General features: G+C 63.3%; 6 protein-coding genes and 1 pseudogene. 3 read left to right on the top strand and 4 right to left on the bottom strand.

Annotated features, from left to right (window positions below; genetic code table 11):
• Positions 1–23 precede the first annotated feature (23 nt).
• Genes BGRAMDRAFT_RS15335 through BGRAMDRAFT_RS15325 form a run of 3 tightly spaced genes read right to left on the bottom strand, consistent with a single transcriptional unit; the run spans position 24 to position 5370 of the window.
• On the bottom strand, positions 24–2219 hold the full coding sequence (locus tag BGRAMDRAFT_RS15335; RefSeq protein ID WP_457920686.1) for a TonB-dependent siderophore receptor: 2196 nt from the start codon (positions 2217–2219) through the stop codon (positions 24–26).
• A 60-nt stretch (positions 2220–2279) separates the two neighbouring features.
• Positions 2280–4553: a sensor histidine kinase gene (locus BGRAMDRAFT_RS15330; RefSeq protein WP_232292274.1), complete on the bottom strand. Its 2274-nt coding sequence runs from the start codon at positions 4551–4553 to the stop codon at positions 2280–2282.
• Between the two features lie 7 nt (positions 4554–4560).
• Positions 4561–5370 (bottom strand): response regulator transcription factor, encoded by an 810-nt coding sequence (locus BGRAMDRAFT_RS15325; RefSeq protein WP_006049689.1) that lies wholly within the window; start codon positions 5368–5370, stop codon positions 4561–4563.
• Positions 5371–5814: 444 nt separating this feature from the next.
• Between BGRAMDRAFT_RS15325 and BGRAMDRAFT_RS15320 the strand changes: the two genes are divergently transcribed.
• From BGRAMDRAFT_RS15320 to BGRAMDRAFT_RS15310, 3 genes and pseudogenes are all read left to right on the top strand, one after another.
• Positions 5815–7689 carry a YadA family autotransporter adhesin gene (locus BGRAMDRAFT_RS15320; RefSeq protein ID WP_006049688.1) on the top strand — a complete coding sequence of 625 codons (1875 nt, stop codon included), beginning with the start codon at positions 5815–5817 and terminating at the stop codon, positions 7687–7689.
• 1012 nt (positions 7690–8701) lie between these two features.
• Positions 8702–14918 (top strand): annotated as a pseudogene (locus tag BGRAMDRAFT_RS35940) (ESPR-type extended signal peptide-containing protein).
• Positions 14919–14985: 67 nt separating this feature from the next.
• A complete protein-coding gene (locus tag BGRAMDRAFT_RS15310) occupies positions 14986–15714 on the top strand; it encodes an OmpA family protein (protein ID WP_006049684.1) in 729 nt (242 codons plus the stop codon).
• Between the two features lie 66 nt (positions 15715–15780).
• Here BGRAMDRAFT_RS15310 and BGRAMDRAFT_RS15305 read toward each other — a convergent pair whose 3' ends face one another.
• Positions 15781–18429: a hybrid sensor histidine kinase/response regulator gene (locus BGRAMDRAFT_RS15305; protein ID WP_006049683.1), complete on the bottom strand. Its 2649-nt coding sequence runs from the start codon at positions 18427–18429 to the stop codon at positions 15781–15783.
• Positions 18430–18656 lie beyond the last annotated feature (227 nt).

Raw genomic sequence — 18656 nt, 5'->3', positions numbered from 1 at the left:
GCCTGCAATCGCTCACATCGCCATCACCAGTTGTATTTCGCACTGGCCAGCACGGTCCGCTCGTTGCCGAACACGCACACTGCATACGACTGGCAACCGCTCACATAGCGGCGGTCGAATACGTTCGCCACATTCAATGCGAGCCGCCAGTCGCGAGTGTCGTAGTGCAATGCGGCGTCGTAAAGCGTATAGCTTGCAATCGTCAGCGAGTTGTCCGGTGCGCCCGCCAGCGCGCTTTGATAACGGACTCCGGCGCCGATGCCGAAACCCGCGAGCGCGCCCGTATGCCATGTCCAGTCCGTCCATAGCGACGCCATTTGCCGTGGACGTGGAACGTCCACGGGCCACCTGTTTAGCGACGCATCGTTGGCCTTGATGTTCTTCACGTCCTGATAGACATACGACGCAATCACCGACAGTTCCCGCGTTATCTGTCCCACGGCATTCAACTCGATGCCACGCGAACGGACCTCGCCGGTCTGCACGAACGAAGTGCCGGTCGGATCGAGATTGATCGGCGCCGGCGTGACGACATTGCTTTGATTGATCTGATAGACGGCTGCGCTTAACGTCACGTTTTTGCCTGCGGGTCGCCAGCGCAGACCCGCCTCGATCTGCCGGCCGCGCGTCGGCTTGGGCAAGCCACCGCCGTTCATCCTCACGCCAATGACCGGATTAAACGATGTCGAATAACTTGCGTAGGGCGACAGTCCATAGTCGCCCTCGTAGGTGAGCCCGACGCGACCCGAAAAGGCGCTGACATTCTGTTTGATCTGCGAGTTGTTCGCGCGGTCGTCCTGGCGCATATCGACCCAGTCTTCGCGGCCGCCGAGCGTCAGTGTCCATCGGCGGGCCTTGATCTGATCCTGCGCATAGGTGGCCAATGTACTCACCGTTGTTTGCGCATCGGTATGGCCGAACGAAGTCGGACCCGAAAAGATCGCGGTCGTGACCGGCGTGTAGACCGGCTTGTAGAGATTGAGATAGGGTGCGAGTGCGAGCCACACGCTTTCGGTCGTCGTCTGCCTGTTGTACTGGAAGCCGAGTAGCAGCGTGTGCTCGAGCGGTCCTGTCGCGAAGCGCGCTTGCGCATTGTTGTCGACGTCCAGGCGGCTGTAGTTCATCTGGAACAAGCCTGCATAACGCGTCATGGTGGTCGTGCTGTGAGGCGCGAGACCGTTGCCGAAGACAGATCCATCGTCACCCGACAAGTGCATCCAGCGCACGTTCTGGCGCAACGTCCAGATCGGATCGAGCTCGTGCGAGAACTGATAGCCGAGCGATTCCTGCTTCTTCTGATAGTGGTTGAATGCGGGATCGCCCATATAAATGTCCTGAGACAACGGGCCATTCGGGTTCGGCAGTACCGTGCCTTGCGCGGGCAGGAAGTTATATGAAATATCGCCGCGATCTTGCAGGTAGGTTGCAGTGACCGTCAGCGACGTTTTTGAGTCTGGCCGCCAGCGAAACGATGGTGCAAGCGCGACGCGCTGGTCCGCGTTGGGGCCGGTCAGCGCATTGCCGTCGCGCGCCACGCCGAGAAAGCGATACGCGTACTTGCCGTCGGCGTCGAGCGTATCGCCGACGTCGATCATCGTCTGCTTGCGTGCGTAATTACCGATCTGCACGCCGATTTCGCGGATGCGCTCGCCGTCAGCCTGCCGCGTCTGTGCATCGACGATCGCGCCGGGGTCGCCGGCTCCATATAGCACCGACGTCGGCCCGCGCAGCACGGTGAGGCTCTCGATCATATAAGGATCGACACGCCAGTTCGCGAGTGTTGCGGTATTAGGCGTTTGCAACCCATCGACGAACAGCGTCGGCGTAAAGCCGCGCAATGCCGCATACCAGTCGGTGCGGCCGTCCGATCCGAACGATGAAAAACCAGGTACGTAGCGCAGCGCCTGATTGATGTCGGTCGCGCCGGTCATCTCCATCTGCTGCGCGGTGACGATGTTGACGGTTTGAGGAATCTCGTTGATTGGCGTATCGGTTTTTGTACCCGTCGTTGTGCGCTTGCCGACGAGTCCGACGGACGATTCCTCTCGCACATCCTTCACGGTGATCGCCGGCAACGCGTTGAGAGGCATGGCGTCCGTCACGTTCGCGTCGTCGACGGGTTGCGTCGGCTGTGCGTGCGCATGGCCGACAGTCGCTGCGAGAACGATACCCTTCACCGCGACCATGATCGTGCGTCGTCCGGTGCGCATAGCCCACATCATTCGGTACTGCTCCTGTTTATTGTTGGCGGCCTGCGGGGCCTGGCCATTTGCGCACTTTCACGAGATGTTCTCTGGTTCAAGCGGCGCGAGTGCAAGCGCTTCGGCGCCCGGAAAGTCCAATGCCTCGACGCAACGGCGAACTTCGGTCAGAAACGCGGTACACGAGGGATGAATCGCGAGCATGGTTTCAATCCATTGCTCGATATCGGTGAGGCGCCCGTCTTTTGCAAGTACTGCCAGATCGCGGCGATCGCTGCGCGGGGGAATAGCCGAGGCAAGCCACCGCTTAGGCTGCGGACGAGCAGGCGCTGATCCGATGGAGGTGTACGGTACGACGCTCAACTGCGAAGCATCGAGATCTTTTGCAAAAGGAACAATGAGCTCGAATGAAAACGAAGTGCCTTGCTGCAGCGCGCTCGAAACGCGCAACTCACCGCCCATTGTGTTGACAATGCGCTGGGCGATGAACAGGCCGAGTCCGGTACTGCCGTTCACCGACTGTATCTGTCTAAAGGCGGTAAACAGTTTCGACTGTTCTTCGATGGCGATGCCAATGCCCGTATCCGCGACTTCAAAGCCCATGTGCCAATGCTGTTCATGGCGGCGCGCCCGCACTGTCATCATGACGGTGCCGTCGTGTGTGAACTTCGACGCATTGGACAATAGATTCAGCAGTACCTGCTGTAATCGACGGCCGTCTATCGTCAATTGACGCGGTAGCGATGTCAACGCCTGATAGTGGAACTGGTTATTCAGTTGCGCACAGAGTGCGACCGCGTATTCGGCGATGTCGTCGAGAAGTGCGGGCAGATCGGTCGCAGTCGGTGCGATATCCAGTGGTTGCAACTCTGCTTTCGCGTATCCAATTAGCTCGTCGATCAAGGCCAGTTGATAGTTCACACTGCGCTCGATAGCCTGTATCAGCGTGGCTTGCTTCGAATCGGCTCTATTCAGTAGAAGGCTGGCGTAACTGGAAATGGTCGCCAATGGCGCGCGGAGATCGTGGCTGACATAGCCGAGCGTTTCGATCTTTTGCCGGTTCTTCTCTTCGGCGTAACGCAGTGCTTCGTTCAATTCCAATGTGCGCCGTGCGACTTGCTCGCGTAGGCGGTCGTGTTCGGTTCTCTGCCAGTCCGCGAGTTCGGTTCTCGCCGCCCTTCGTTGTTTGCCGACGTGATTGACCCATGCCGCAAGCACGATTAGATGCGTCGCTAATCCAATGATCGCGACCGCCGGGTTCGGATGAATATCCGACTTTAACCATGCGAGAGCCGGCGGCAACGATCCGAGCGTTTCGAGCACGCGCAACGCAGAGTTGAGCAGCGAGAAGATCACGGTGAGCAACATGATCCGCGCGGTGGGCGTCGATTGACGGGCGAGACTTGCAGCCATCCCCACTGTGACGAAACCGAATACTGCGTTCACGTACAGGCCGACTTGCGCGAAGACGAACAGATTGCCGAAGGCGGCACCCGCCGCCCCAATGCACTCGAGCGACGCGAATACATACAGCACGTAGCGCCAGGGCAGACGCGCTTTCTCGTCGCGTGCAATGCGCAAGATGAATGCGATGAACAGCAGCACCGCAGTGCATCCGAATACCGTGACGCTTCTCGAACTCCACTCGATCGCCTGCGGCCATAGATAGACTCTCGTGTACCCGCGCTCGGCGGCCTCGAATAGCGCTGTCATCAAGCAGAGAGCCGCCAACACGAGAAACGGGCCGCTGCGGGAGAAATAGGCGATAAGCAGCGCACACCATGCGAGTGCGAGAGTTCCGCCGATCAGTCCGCCATTCCAGAGCGCGGCGCGCTTTTCCAATGCATCGAATGCCGCCGACGAATACAGCGCCGGTTCGAGCGTAAGCGCGGTATCGCTTGCTACGCGGATGAAAACCGGCAAGCGTTCGCCGGGCGCGAGCGTGAATTCCATCAGCGGGTAGCGTGATGAAACAGGCTGGGACACCGCATCGGTACGGCTGGTATAGAAGTCGACATGCTCTAGACGCGCGTCAAGAAGCGCGAGAACTAGTGCGACGTTTGTTGCGGCATGATTGCTCAACTCGACGCGCAGCCACCAGGCCGAGTGCGTGAAACCCGGCTTTAATCTCTTCTGCTGCGCAGTGGCGAAGCTGAGTGGACTTTCTGCGTAAAGGGCATTGATATGGGCGAGCGTCATCGTGCCCGAGACATCTTCAAAGACCTGTATCTGGCCAAGAGCGGGCAGTGGCGACTCGTTAGCGCTGGTAGTGTTGGACGTTGAAGCGAATAAATGAGTGCTCCAGCAGATGAAGAACAACAACACGACGCGCTGCCAGACGGCTCCCGGCATGATGAAATTAATCCGCATCGACGGCAGGCTCGTTCTGGCTAGCCTCTGCGTTGCCGCGACGCTCGTCGCGATACGTCGATGGAGTCACATGGAATCGCTCGCGAAATGCCGTGGCGAAATTGGCAGCACTGGAAAAACCAATTTCCTCGGCGATGCTCGCGATACTCAACGGCGTACTGCTCAATAGCGTTTGCGCAATCCGCAAGCGTTCTTCGCGAAGGTACTCAAATACCGTTTGCCCAAGGTTCTCCCGAAACGCGCGCGACAGTCGCTTTTCATTTGTTCCCACGAGGCGCGCGAGCTGCTCGACCGTTGGCGGATCGTTCAATCTTTGGGACAAGTGCTGAATGGCGGCGCGAACGAGTACGCCATTGCCCGTAGTGTCTGCTGCGGACACATCCTGTTCATCACGCTGAGTACTTTTTGCACGGATGAGGTGCACGCGAATGCGTGCAAGCACTTCCGCCGCATCGAATGGCTTGAGTACATAGTCGACGCCACCGATCTCCAGGCCATTGATACGTTCGTTGAGATCGCTCGCCGCAGTAAGAAAGATGACGGGAATCCCACACGTGCGGGGGTCCGCGGCGAGAAGCCGGCAAGCAGCGAATCCGTCCATGCGCGGCATCCGCACATCCATCAGGATCAGATCGGGCGAAATGGCGAGTGCCCGCTGATAGGCCTGCGATCCGTCAAATCCAACGCTGATCCGGCATCCGGCATTGCGCAGAAGATCAATTAACAATCGCAACTGGTCGGGCTGGTCGTCGACAACGAGAAGATGAGCGCCTGCCAGGGCGGTGTTGAGAAGCGGCATCGTGTAAGCGGACACACCTTGCGGGTGACGTTCTCGGAGGTTTATCGGCGACGGGATACGCCGGTCGGCGTTGATGGCTCTCCATCAATAGGCCGAGCGAGCGGCGAAGAATATCAGATACATGTTTCAGTTCAAATTAAGTTGCGTTGGAGGCTTCGTTGCCGGCGACGCCCATTCGCTTCGGCAACAAATCGCGCGACCTGGCGACAGTCGACAAGATGCCTGGCGGATAAAGAAAGAATTTTCTCTCCAGCAAAGCAATTCGCCGCTCGGGCAAACAGATGCGCCGATAGCGCTACCCATAATTCCGCGAGTCCTTACACGGTGTTTCTAGTGCTTACTCGCGCAACTGTCGGTGAGAAACGGCTTTGATTCCTGCGATATGCGGCGCGGAGAGCAAGAGAAACCCTTTCGTCTACTAGAGAAGTCAGAACGGGAAACGCAATGAACAAGAGCCGATATGAAGTGGCGGGTACTCCGCTGAAGTCTAAGCTGTCACTCGCAGTACTCACGGCGCTAATGCTGCTGCCGGCGACGCAGGCCTATGCAGATAACCTCGCTGTCGGCGGTGAAAACGCTGGTCAGACTGCAACCGTCGGTGGGGCCACGGCGCCTGTCGCGAGCACGGGCGGCGTATTCCCCGCAGTCGCCGGTGCGGACGGTACGAGCCAGAATACGGCTGTCGGCATCAATGTGTCGGCGCAAGGCGGTGCGGCAACGGCCTTGGGCGATACGGTCACGGCGAATGGAACGAATGCCACCGCGGTGGGCGCAAATTCGGTTGCAAATGGCACGAGAGCAGTAGCGTTCGGCGGTGGGGCAACCACGACGACCGGTGACGCGACTGCAATCGGTGCTCTTGCACACACGACTTCTGAATTTTCGACGGCGGTCGGTACCAATAGCTCAGCCGCTGGCGGCACGGCAGTGGGTTTCCAGGCGAGCGCGAACGCATCTGACGCTACGGCAGTCGGTGTAGATTCCTTCGCGTCGGGTATCGGCAGCGTTGCAATTGCCCGCGCACAGGCGACTGCCCAGAACGCAATCGCTATTGGTGAGAATGCCTCGGCAGTCGATGTGAATGCCGTAGCGGTAGGCACGGGGTCGAACGCGACCAACAGCGCCACGGCACTTGGTCCCTTAGCGACGGCAAGCGGCGGCAGCAGTACGGCGATCGGCAACTCGAGCGTGGCGAGCGGAGGATCGGCCATTGCGATTGGTCAGTCTTCCACCGCATCATCAAACACTTCTGTTGCGATTGGTTTTGCCGCGAACGCCGCATCGGCCAACGCGATTGCGCTGGGCACGCTCACGCAAGCGACGGGCAACAATTCCATCGCGATCGGTAACGCAGCCGTCGCTTCGACCAACGAATCGACGGCGCTCGGTTCGGGTGCTGTCACGCGCGCGGCTACGAACGTGAGCAGCGTCACGCTGAACGGAGTCACGTTCGGTGGCTTCGCGGGCGCGACGCCGACGGGTGTCGTGAGTATCGGCGCGGTCGGTCAGGAACATCAGTTGCAAAACGTCGCCGCCGGTCAGATCAGCGCAACCAGCACCGACGCCGTCAACGGCTCGCAGCTCTTCTCGATCGCATCGCAGGTTTCCGCGCTGTCGACTAACCTGACGTCGCTCACGACCACGGTCAACACCATCTCGACTACCGGTTCGAATGGCACCGCTATCGACAGTTCCGCCACCGCAGTAGGCAGGAACTCGCTGGTATCGGCAGAGAACGGAACCGCGGTGGGGAACGGTTCGACTGTCTCAGGTCAGGACGGCACGGCAATCGGCGCTAACTCGACTGTCACGGCTGCGCGCGCCACCGCCATCGGCACGAACTCCAAAGTCACGGGCACGGACTCCACTGCAATCGGCACCAACAGCCAGGCTACCGCAAACAATTCGGTTGCCTTGGGTGCAAATTCAGTTGCAACCCGGGACAACACGGTTTCGGTCGGTGCGCCGGGTGCTGAACGTCAGATCACCAACGTTGCAGACGGTACGGCTCCGACCGACGCTGTGAATGTGCGTCAATTGAATGGCGCCATCAACAGCGTTCGCGATGACATGCAGAGGTATCGTCGCGACGCAAACGCGGGCTCGGCATCGGCAATCGCGATGGCGAACTTGCCGCAAGCCGTATTGCCTGGCGAGAAAGTCGTCTCGCTCGCAGCCGGCAATTACAGCGGCCAGTCGGCGATGGCACTCGGCGTGTCGGTCGCGACGCAAAAGTGGATGGTCAAAGGTTCGGTGAGTACCGGCGTTTCGGGCCACGGCGCAGTGGGTGCAGGCGCGGGCGTCGGCTATCGCTGGTAATCATGCTCTCATGAGCGCGTTGTGAAACCGCTGCGATGCCCGGCAATACGCGGGCATCGCAGTGGGTTTTGGTGGACCGCAAAGCGATGTCGGAATTTGCGCAGAATCCGAGCAAAAAAGTATTGGCCGGCCGGATCGATTTAACGAGAAATACATAAAAAATGCGTATGGGCACGAAACGATTTTGTAAGGAATATTCGCTCAGTCGTTTGAATGACATTCGAGAGGAACACGGTGTCGCCGCTACCGCTCGTTCCCCGCTGATGGCCGTATCACGGCGTGCTGCTCAGTTTCCGGGTAACTGCCAGGCAACCTCGCGCTCAGCCTTAATAGGGGCGGCTTCTTTCAATTGTTAAATCTTGCAATAGCCCAAAATAGTTAAAGACTTTACGTGGACAAATGAAAAGTCTTATGAGAAAGTTCCCTTGAGCACAGAACTTTCTTTTTGTTACACGATACCCCGGACGAGATGCCGCATCCAAAGCGAATAGGTCGGTCATCGTCTCAGATAGTGCTCAATCATTTGAATAAACGGCGCTTGTGCACGGCATGAGGTGGCTCATCACTCAGGCGCCGGCGAAACGAAGTGACGCATATCCAGGGGGCTGGCAGCTATGAGTATTCCAGGCGCAAAAAAGTCGGGCGCACGCCCGGCGAAAGAACAATATCAAGGCCGGCAATTGGCGTTCCGCCGCTCAATCGCTGCTCGCGTCTCAGTGCCGTGTCCGTTCGGACCTTCATAACGCGGCAATTCATCAATCGTCTCAGTGGTTAGTCGTCGGAAACCGGGAATGTCCGGTTGACGCGCGCGTTTTCCTTTAGCTATGCGAATTGATAGTGTGGCGATGTTTTTTGCCGGCACCGAAGATTCGTCGTCGAAAGATCAACGCTAAAGCTGTTCGCCACTGAGCGATGTTTTAAACGCAGTAAATAGTCATCCTAAGTAAGCGGGAGGCGAGCGCACGCTCGTGCTTAAGAACTCCGCATTTCAATTATTCGGCGAGACAACGACATGAACAAGGCATATCGGACAATCTGGAACAAGGCGCTGGGCGCTTTCGTCGCGGCGTCGGAACTGGACGCGTCGCGCGGCAAGGGCAAGTCAGGGGCGGCGGCCTCGGTATGCGATGCGCGCAACGGTGAACCCGGCGAAGGCCGCGTCGCTCCGCAGCGCAACGCCAATCCACGCGTGCTGACCGTGCTGGTGGCAATGGGCGTGGGCGGATGGGGCGCGCAAGCGCAGGCGCAGGTGAACTGCGCCGCACCGCCGTACAACTCTTTCAGCGGCAGCGCGTCGTGCATGGGCGTTCAGTCCTCGGCCACTGCGGGCGGGGCGACGGCGGTAGGTTATGCCTCCAGCAGCACGGGGCTCAATGGCCTGGCCGTCGGCTATCAAGCCATTGCCGCGGCTACTAATGCCATTTACCTCGGCGCTCGCACTGCGGCAGGTACGGGCGCAACTGCGCAGTCGGCGATTGGCATTGGTACGGACGTCACCGCGAGTGGCTCAGCCGGCATCGGTATTGGCGTCCAGGCCCTCGCTAGCGGCAATGTGTCGACTGCCGTCGGCGCCTTGGCGAAAGCCGCCGGAGACAACGGCGTTGCAGTCGGCGCGAACGCAAGCGCCGCGGCGTCGGGCGTGGTGGCGGTGGGCAGCGGAGCCGTCGGTTCAGCAACCAATGGTGTAGCGGTCGGTTCCGGAGCTTCCGCGACCGGTGTCAACGCGGTCTATCTGGGATCGCGAACCGCTGCCGGCACTGGATCGAGCGGACTATCGTCCAATGCGATCGGCACTGACGTTGTTGCCACCGGCGACTACGCGAACGCCTTCGGCTTTCATGCGGTGGGCAGCGGAGCCGCATCGGTCGCGATTGGGTACGTCGCCAACGGTTCGGGCACGCATGGCGTAGCCGTCGGCTTTCAGTCCATTGCCAGTGGTTTGAACGCCGTCTATCTGGGCGCGCGTACCGTCGCGGGCACCGGCGCAACGGCGGACGGCGCCGTTGCTCTCGGTACGGACGTCGTCGCATCGGGCCTCTCTTCGCTGGCCGCGGGCACCGTGTCCAGAGCCACCGCACAGAACGCAGTCGCATTGGGCGCGGGAGCCGCCGCCTCGGGGCTCAACTCGCTCGCCATGATGAACGGCTCGCAGGCCACCGGAGCTAATGCGATAGCGCTGGGCTCATCGGACTCTGTCGCGGAAGGCGGTTCATCTTCGCCGGCCGCAGTCGGAGGCGCCGCGGCATCCGGCATTCGCGCGGTTGCTCTCGGTTCCGGCGCGAGCGCTGCGGGTTTGTCGTCGATTGCGCTTGGCGACTCGGCAGTGACGGGCACGAATGCGAATGCCATTGCGTTGGGCACGAATGCAACGGCGTCGGGAACCGGCGCCGTCGCGTTGGGCAAGCAGACGGTCGCAAGCAGCGGCAATGCGACGGCCATCGGCGTTACATCGCAAGCACTGGCCGCGTCGACGGTGGCGATCGGCGACAGCAACATCGTCGCGGCGGCGGCCGGCGCCGGTTCGATCGCCGGCGGCCAGAACTCGCGCGTGCTGGGCGGAACGGGCGCGGTGGCGCTCGGTCAGGCGCAGACGGTCAGCGGCAACGGCGCCGTTGCGATCGGCGATCCGAATACGGCGAACGGCAACGGCGCAATCGCAGTGGGCGCGAACAACACGGCCACCGGCAACGGCGCGGTAGCGCAAGGCAACGGCAATACGGCAAGCGGCCAGGGCGCCGTCGCACTCGGCAACGCCGCAACGCGACGGGCGCGAGTGCGCTCGCATTCGGCGACTCCGCCGTGGCGAACCTGGGCGGCGCGATTGCGTTGGGCGCCAACGCGACGGCGGCCAATGCAAACGCCGTGGCGCTCGGCGCCGGCAGCGTCACGGGCGCGGCCGTCAACACCGCCACTGTCACGGTGGGCGGCGTCACGCATGGCGTGCAAGGCACGACGCCAGGCAGCACCGTGAGCATCGGTTCGGTCGGCAACGAGCGGACGCTGACGAATCTCGCCGCGGGCCGCGTGACTGCAACCAGCACCGACGCCGTGAACGGCAGCGAACTGTATGCGACCAACCAGGCAGTCGACAGTCTGACGAGCGGCACGGTCGGGCCGTTCGTGTCCAACAACTCGGTCACGTCGACGCAGCCGGTATCGTCCGGCGCGAATGCGGCGGCCGGCGGCTTCGGCGCGACGGCGAGCGGCGCGGCGTCGCTCGTGGTCGGCAATCAGTCCACCGACAACGGCGTCGCGAACTCCACCGTGTTGGGCCAGGGCGCGAGCATCGCGAGCGGCGTGACCGGTTCGAACGTGGCGCTCGGGCAGGGCTCGTCGGTGACGTCGGCGGCGGTGCCGACCGGCAGCGGCGTCATCAACGGCTCGACGGTTATTTATGCGGGCGGCGCACCGGCCGGCGTGGTCAGCGTCGGGACCGCGGCGGCGCCGCGTCAGCTCACCAACGTCGCGGCCGGACGCGTGAACGCGTCGAGCACGGACGCGGTGAACGGCTCGCAGCTTTTCGCCGCCGATGCCGCCATCGACACAATCGGCGGCCAGGTGACGAACCTGGGTAACACCGTGGCGTCGAGCCTCGGCGGCGGCACCACGTACAACAGCACGACCGGCGCGCTGACCACCAACCTCAGCTACGGCGGCAACACTTATTCGTCGGTGCAGAACCTCATCACCGCGATCACGGGCGGCGGCAGCGCGCCGGGCATCAAGTACTTCCACGCGAACTCGACGGCGCCGGACAGCCAGGCGCTCGGCACCGACAGCATCGCGATCGGCCCGAACGCGGTCGCGACGAATGCAAATGACGTGGCGCTCGGCTCCGGTTCGCAGACCGGCACCGCGACGCCGACCGCCAGCACGACCATCAACGGCACGGTGTACAGCTTTGCCGGCACGAACCCGACGAGCGTCGTGAGCGTGGGCGCATTGGGCGCCGAGCGGCAGATCCAGAACGTGGCGGCGGGCACGCTGAGCGCGAGCAGCACGGATGCGGTGAACGGCTCGCAGCTCTACCAGACCAACCAGGCGGTCGACAGTCTCGCGACGACCGTGGCCGCCGACAAGACGCATTACTACAGCGTCAACGACGGCGGCACACAAGGCGCCAACTACAACAACAACGGCGCGACCGGACTGAACTCGCTGGCGGCGGGCGTTGCGGCAGCGGCAAGCGGCGCGAGCAGCTTCGCGGGCGGCAACGGCGCTTCCACGCTCGCGGACAATGCTGTTGCGTTGGGCGCTTTGTCGAGTGCGTCGGTGGTGGGCGGCGTCGCCATTGGCTCGGGTTCGGTCTCCGATCGCGCGGTGCTGTCGGGCGTCGGCTCGATTGCAAACGGCAGCCATTCGATTCCGTTCAACACAGCGGACCAGACCTTGCTCGGCGCGGTGTCGTTCGGCAGCGCGAGCGCCAACACGTATCGCCAACTCACGAATGTCGCGGACGGCACGCAGGCGCACGACGCCGTCACGATCCGGCAGTTGGCGGGTGCGCTGTCATCGTTTGCCGTGACGGGGCAGTTGTACTTTCACGCGAATTCGGCGGCAGCGGATTCGCTCGCGGTCGGTGCGGAGTCGATTGCTGTCGGACCGACGACCGTGGTCAACGGCGACAACGGAGTGGGCGTCGGCAACGGCGCAATCGTCGATGCCACTGCGCCTGGCGGCGTCGCAATCGGCCAGGCCGCTAACTCGGCACAGGCTGATGCGATTGCGGTCGGCAGCGGCTCAGTCGCGAGCGGCGCGCAGTCGATTGCTCAAGGCGCGAACGCAAGCGCCGCCAATGCCGGGTCAATCGCAATCGGCTCAGGCGCGCAAAGCACTGCAATCGATGCCCTCGCGCTCGGCGCCGGCGCGAACGCGACATCGGCGAACAGCGTCGCGCTCGGCTCCGGCTCGCAAACCGGCACGGCAACGCCGACGCCGAGCACGACCATCAACGGCACGGTCTATGGCTTCGCGGGCACGAATCCGACGAGCGTCGTGAGCGTCGTGCGGCGGGCGCCGAGCGGCAGATCCAGAACGTCGCAGCGGGACGTCTCGACGGGACGAGCACGGACGCCGTCAACGGCTCGCAGTTGTATCAGAGCAATCAGGCGATCGACGCGCTCGCCACCACCGTCGCGCGACAGACGCATTACTTCGACGTCAACGACGGCGGCACCCAGGGCGGCAACTACAACAACGACGGCGCGACGGGCGTCAACGCGTTGGCGGCGGGCGTCGGAACGGTCGCGGCGGGCGCGGGCAGCACCGCGCTCGGCCAGGGCGCGACGGCGAGCAACGCGAACGACGTGGCGCTCGGTTCAGGTTCGCGGACCGGCACCGCGACGCCGACCGCGAGCGCGACCATCGGCGGCACCGTGTACAGCTTTGCCGGCACGAACCCGACGAGCGTGGTGAGCGTGGGCGCGCCAGGTGCCGAGCGGCAGATCCAGAACGTGGCGGCGGGCACGCTCAGTTCGGGCAGCACGGATGCAGTGAACGGCTCGCAGCTCTACGCAACCGATCAGGCAGTCGACAACCTCGCCAGCGTCGTGACGGCCAACGCGAAGCACTACTACAGCGTCAACGACGGCGGCACGCAAGGCGCCAACTACAACAACGACGGCGCGACCGGTCTCAACGCATTGGCGGCGGGCGTCGCTGCAGCGGCGAGCGGCGCGAGCAGCTTCGCGGGCGGCAATGGCGCTTCGGCGCTCGCGGACAACGCGGTCGCGTTGGGCACTTTGTCGAGTGCATCGGTGGTCGGCGGTGTGGCAATCGGCTCGGGTTCGGTGTCCGATCGCGCGGTGCTGTCGGGCGTCGGCTCGATTGCCAACGGCACGCACGCGATTCCGTTCAACACGGCCGACCAGACCTTGCTCGGCGCGGTGTCGTTCGGTAGCGCGAGCGGCAACACGTATCGTCAATTGACGAATGTCGCGGATGGCACGCAGGCACACGACGCCGTCACGATCCGGCAGTTGGCCGGCGCGTTGTCGTCGTTTGCCGTGACGGGCCAGTTGTACTTCCACGCGAATTCCACGGCGGCGGATTCGCTTGCGGTCGGTGCGGAGTCGATCGCAGTGGGGCCGACCACTGTGGTCAACGGCGACAACGGAGTGGGCGTCGGCAACGGCGCAATCGTCGACGCGACGGCGCCTGGCGGCGTCGCAATCGGCCAGGCCGCGAACTCGGCGCAGGCGGATGCGATTGCGGTCGGCAGCGGCTCGGTTGCAAGCGGCGCACAGTCGATTGCTCAAGGCGCGAACGCTAGCGCGGCCAACGCCGGATCGATTGCAATCGGCTCAGGCGCGCACAGCACCGCAATCGACGCGCTCGCGCTCGGCTCAGGCTCGAGCGCATCGTTTGCGAACAGCGTGGCGCTCGGAGCCGGATCGGTGACGACGGTCGGCGCGGTCAGCAATTACATCGCGTATGGCTTGAGCACGCCGCAGTCGTCGGCGGGTGAAGTGAACATCGGCAACCGGCAGATCACCGGCCTCGCGGCCGGCAAGGCCGGCACCGACGCCGTGAACGTCTCGCAACTCGATGCAGTGGCAAGCCGCTTGACCACACTCATCAGCCAGCAGACGACCAACAACGGCGGCAGCTTCTCGTCGTCGCCCGGCACGCCCACGCCGCCGACGCCCTCGGGCACGAACTCGTCGGCGGGCGGGCAGGGCGCGGTGGCGTCCGGCACGAACAGCTCGGCGGTGGGCAACGGTTCGACGGCATCGGCCAGCGGTTCGACTGCGGTGGGCGCCGGGGCGACATCGACGGGAGCAGGTTCGACGGCGCTCGGCTCCGACAGTAACGACGGCGGCCGCTCGAATGTCGTGGCAGTGGGCTCGAGCGGGACAAACCGGCAGGTCATCAACGTGGCAGCCGGCACCGCGCCGACGGATGCCGTCAACGTCCAGCAGTTGAACGCCACGCTTTCGCAGGCGAACGCCTACACCGATGCTCGCATGAACGAACTGCAGAACGGCATCAATTCGACGGCGCGCAATGCGTATTCGGGCATCGCGGCGGCGACCGCGCTCACGATGATTCCGGAAGTGGACAAGGACAAGACATTGTCGCTCGGCATCGGCACGGCGGGCTTCCGCGGTTATCAGGCGGTGGCGATCGGCGGCACGGCGCGTCTCACCGAGAACGTGAAGATGAAAGCCGGCGTCGGCATGAGCCCCGGAGGCACGACGGTCGGCGTCGGCGCGGCCATGCAATGGTAAGTCGTGAACGCGGGGCCGCAGCCGCGCGCCACGCATTCTTCGCCACACACAGTTTATGGAGTACCAGATGAACCGACTCTTTTTTGCAAGCCTTTTCAGTAGCGCCGTGCTCGTCATAACCGGATGCACGGCGGCGAGCGGCCCGACCTTCAACGCCTATTCCGTCGACTCGAACAACGGCGTGCGCACCTACCGCGCCGAGTGCCACGGATTGTTCGAAAGCGCGTCGACCTGCATGGACGTTGCGAAACGCATTTGCGGCGACAAGGGCGTGCAGCCGATCGACAAAATAGACCGCGTGCGCGCCGCCGACGACAACCGCAGCGACCCGCGCATTCTGCTGTTCAAATGCGGCCAGGAAGCGGGCAACAATGCGGCGGCCGACACGGGCGCCGTCGCTGCGCAAGCGCCCACGCTCGAGAGTTTCGCACTGGAAAGCGATGCGTTGTTCCCGTTCGGCAAGTCAGCGGCTGACACGATGTTGCCGTCCGCGAAAGCGCAACTCGACGACGTCGCCGCGCGCATCCGCAAGCACGAGCAGGTGAGTGCGATCGAGGTCGTCGGCCACACCGACAGGCTCGGTCCCGAATCGCTCAACGGACCCTTGTCGCTCGCGCGGGCCAACACCGTGCGCGACTATCTGATCGCTCACGGACTGGACGGCAGCATCATTCAGGCGAAGGGCGTGGGCGCGAGCCAGCCGCGAACGAACTGCGCGGACCGCGAGGGCCGTGCGCTGATCGCGTGCCTGCAACCGGACCGGTATGTGTCGATCACGGTCCAGGGCCGCAAGTGATGTGAGCGTGGGGGCGGCGCGGGTGGCTTGATGCACCGCTCCCGGCTTAATGCTGCGTTCGATGCTTCACTCCGCATGCGGCGACGCCGCGGCGGGCGAGAGTTCCGCGAGCAGCGACATCAGGTACTCGATGTCGACCGGCTTGACGAGATGATGGTCGAAGCCGGCCGCCTGCACACGCAGATGATCGTCGGCCTGGCCGTAGCCCGTCACCGCGATCAGCACGGGCCGCGTCTCGCCCTTCTGGCGAATCAGCCTCGCGAGTTCGTAGCCGTCCGTGTCGGGCAGACCGATGTCGAGCAGCGCGGCATCCACCGGCTCGGCCTCGGCTTTCGCGAGCGCATCCTGCGCGCCATACGCGACATCGACGTGATAGCCCTCGCTCTCGCAGAGCAGGGCGAGCGAGTCGGCGGCGTCCTTGTTGTCGTCGACGATGAGCACATGCAGCGAAGCGCGCTCGGCATGCGAGGCACCGCTCGCCGACGGTTCGTCGTGCGACGGCGCGGCCGTTTCCGGCGCATGCGAAAGCGGCAGTCTGATCGACACCGTCGCGCCGCGGCCAGGGCCGGGGCTAGCGATCTCGATTGTGCCGCCGTGCAGTTCGACCAGCTTCTTCACCAGCGACAAGCCGATGCCGAGACCGCCATGCGCGCGGTCGAGCGTGCGCTCGCCTTGCGCGAAAAGATCGAAGATGTGCGGCAGCAGATCGGGCGAAATGCCGCTGCCGTTGTCCTCGATCGTGACGGTCGCGAAGCGCTCGTCGGCGAGCGCGGTCACGCACACGCTACCGCCGTGGTCGGTGTACTTGCACGCGTTGTTCAATACGTTGACGAGAATCTGCGACAGACGCAGCGGGTCTGCATGCAGCCAGACGGGCGTAGGCGGCAAGCGCACGGTGAGGTGCTGGCCGCGCGAGGCCGCCATCGACGAGACGGTTTCCAGTGCGCCATAAACCGCGGTGCCGAGCAGGAGCGGCTCGCGTCGAAGCACGATGCGCCCGTGCGTGATGCGCGACACTTCGAGCAGATCGTCGACGAGTTGCGCCATATGATCGACCTGCCGGCCGAGCATGCCGACCAGTTCGCCGGGCTTCATGCCCGCGTCTTTCTGCCGGCGCAGCAATGCAATCGCGTTGCGCATCGGCGCGAGCGGATTGCGCAGTTCGTGTGCGAGCATCGCGAGGAATTCGTCCTTGCGGCGGTCCGTTTCGCGCAGCGCAAGTTCGAGCGTCTTGCGCTGCGTGATGTCAACCGCGCTCGCAATGACGCGCCACGGCCGGCCGTCGGCGTCGCGTTGCAACACGGCCTGGCTTTGCAGCCAGCATTCCTGGCCGTTCATCGCGATGCGGAACTCGAGCGGCTCGTCGAATTCGCCGGTGAGCGCGACGCGGCGCATCGCGGCGTCCACCGCGGCGCGGTCTTCAGCGTGCACGCGATGCAGCGCCGCGTCATACGACAGCGCAATCGGTCCGGCCAGCACGCGGGGCATTGCGTCGACGGTGTCCCAGCAGACCGTCCACGAATCCAGCGACAGATACCCGATGATCATCTTCGCGGCGCGCATCGCGACCTGAAGACGCAGGTTGCGCTCTTCGAGTGCGGCCGCGGCCGCGCGTTCGTCGGTCACATCGGTTGCCATGCAAAACCATTCGCGCAGCGTGCCGTCGTCGTCGCGCAACGGCGCGGCACGCGCGGACATGGTCCGCCAACTGCCGTCGCGCCGGCGCAAGCGGAACGTCATCGAGCCTGGCCGCTCGGCCTTGACGATGCCCAACCACTTGTCGCGCGCGCTGTCCTGGTCGTCGGGATGAACGAGATCGAGCCATTCGCAGCCTGTGCTTAAGCCCTCTTGCGGAGCGAACGAGTGCCAGTTGCCGAGCTGATGGTTACGGCCCGCCGCGTCCGCAATCCACGTCAGTTCCGAACTCGCTTCGACGAGCGCGCGATAGCGCTGCTCGCTGCGTTCGCGTTCGGTTTGCGCGTCGTGCTGCTCGGTGATGTCGAAGGTCACGCCGAATACGCGCTCGATTTCCGAGCCGCTGCCGCAGTCCGTTTCGCCGCGCGTGCGCAGCCACAAACGGCGTCCGTCCTCGAGTTCGATCGGGAAATCGAGTTCGAACGGCACACATTCGTGCAGGCGCCCCGTCAACTCGCGCGCGAACCACGCGCGGTGGCTTTCGGGGATTCTGTCGAAGAGCCATTGCAACGGCACTTCCGCCTGCTGCTGCTCGAGCCCGTAGATGTGCGCGAGCTGCGCGCTGATGCGCGCCGTGCGGCTGCCCATGTCCCATTCCCACGCGCCGACGCGCGCTGCGTCGAGCGCGAAGCGCAGACGCCGTTCGCCGATTTCGTAAGCCTCGCCGGCCTTCACGAAGTCGTCGATGTCCATCGCGATGCCGCATGCGCCAGTGACGACGCGCGCGTCGTCGAAAATCGGCTGAAGGCGCAGCTTGTGCCAGCGGTACTTGCCGTCGAAGCGCTGCAGGCGCGCGTTGACCTTCGCGCTTTCGCCAGCCGTGAGCGCGCTGCGCCAGGCGTCGAGCACTTTTTTCACATCGCATTCGAGAACGAACTGGTCCCAATGCAGCGTGGTGTTCGGCGCGAAGGGATTGCCGAGGTAGTTGCGGCAAGCGATGTTGGTATAGGTGACAATTCCGCGCGCGTCCGCGGTCCAGACAAGAGCCGGAACCTGATCGGCAATATCGTTGTTGCTCATTGCGTTATCAATCGCACCGTTTTACTGCTTCGAGAGAACGTCTGCCTACACCGCAAGTGGATTGAAGCACTGCGCTGCGTGAGCGAAGTGACAATCCATCGTCCTGTGCGCGGCGCCTCGCTGCTATTGGGGAAAGCCTGGGTTCGCGCCCCATTGCAGCGCGCCGCTGCTTATGCCCTGGCCAATTCCGCAGACCTTTAGGCGCAATAGGTCGAGATCGCGCGATC

The organism is Paraburkholderia graminis C4D1M, from assembly GCF_000172415.1.
Taxonomy (GTDB): domain Bacteria; phylum Pseudomonadota; class Gammaproteobacteria; order Burkholderiales; family Burkholderiaceae; genus Paraburkholderia; species Paraburkholderia graminis.
Note: the sequence above shows the minus strand (reverse complement) of the source record. Positions and strands in the feature narration are given on the sequence as shown.

Excerpts from the sequence above, each read along its gene's own strand:
- BGRAMDRAFT_RS15335 (WP_457920686.1), bottom strand. The coding sequence starts at position 2,219 with ATGTGGGCTATGCGCACCGGACGACGCACGATCATGGTCGCGGTGAAG.
- BGRAMDRAFT_RS15330 (WP_232292274.1), bottom strand. The coding sequence starts at position 4,553 with ATGCCGGGAGCCGTCTGGCAGCGCGTCGTGTTGTTGTTCTTCATCTGC.
- BGRAMDRAFT_RS15325 (WP_006049689.1), bottom strand. The coding sequence starts at position 5,370 with ATGCCGCTTCTCAACACCGCCCTGGCAGGCGCTCATCTTCTCGTTGTC.
- BGRAMDRAFT_RS15320 (WP_006049688.1), top strand. The coding sequence starts at position 5,815 with ATGAACAAGAGCCGATATGAAGTGGCGGGTACTCCGCTGAAGTCTAAG.
- BGRAMDRAFT_RS15310 (WP_006049684.1), top strand. The coding sequence starts at position 14,986 with ATGAACCGACTCTTTTTTGCAAGCCTTTTCAGTAGCGCCGTGCTCGTC.
- BGRAMDRAFT_RS15305 (WP_006049683.1), bottom strand. The coding sequence starts at position 18,429 with ATGAGCAACAACGATATTGCCGATCAGGTTCCGGCTCTTGTCTGGACC.